This is a genomic window from Vibrio sp. 1562, assembly GCF_033340155.1.
GTDB lineage: Bacteria > Pseudomonadota > Gammaproteobacteria > Enterobacterales > Vibrionaceae > Vibrio > Vibrio alginolyticus.
On sequence record NZ_JAWOVY010000787.1, the window covers coordinates 1 to 515 of the forward strand.

Sequence of the window (515 nt, forward strand, 5' to 3'; positions counted from 1 at the left end):
CCTCCGCACCGCACTCCACCATCTCCTCTAACGCACGCACTCAAGCTACTGCACCGCTCGTCGCTTCCATCATTTTTGCTGACGTAGAACTCGGAGACGCAAGTCACTCGGCAACCTGCATCGTCGATAAACACGTTCGCATACCACCGAACACACAAATCGGCATCAATAAGGTTGAAGACGCCAAACGCTTCAAAATCTCAGAAAAAGGCATTGTTGTTATACCGGAGAGCTACCAGTTCTGAAAGTCCTCAATTCAAATGACAACATGAACGAAAAAGCGCACGATAATCACCGTGCGCTTTTGTTTAAGTACCTATGAAAGTTAGGTAATAACAGTTAATCAATAATGATTAGATGTTACATACTGTAGCCCAGCTACCGTCGCTACCTGGTTCAGAAGCCGTCCACCAGTTTGCTTGGTAAACCACACCATTGTGGATGACTTTGTCACCTTGGTTTGCGTGGCTTGGGTTACCTGCCCAGTCAGTTTGTGGCAGATTTGGGTATGTTAC

General features: G+C 46.8%; 1 protein-coding gene and 1 pseudogene. One reads left to right on the forward strand and one right to left on the reverse strand.

Annotated features, from left to right (window positions below; all coding sequences use genetic code 11):
- Window positions 1-245 (forward strand): annotated as a pseudogene (gene glgC, locus R7Z49_RS27655) (glucose-1-phosphate adenylyltransferase); the annotation flags it as partial.
- Between the two features lie 108 nt (window positions 246-353).
- Here glgC and R7Z49_RS27660 read toward each other — a convergent pair.
- On the reverse strand, window positions 354-515 hold a 162-nt coding region (locus R7Z49_RS27660), incomplete at its 5' end, for a cellulose-binding domain-containing protein (RefSeq protein ID WP_318112853.1).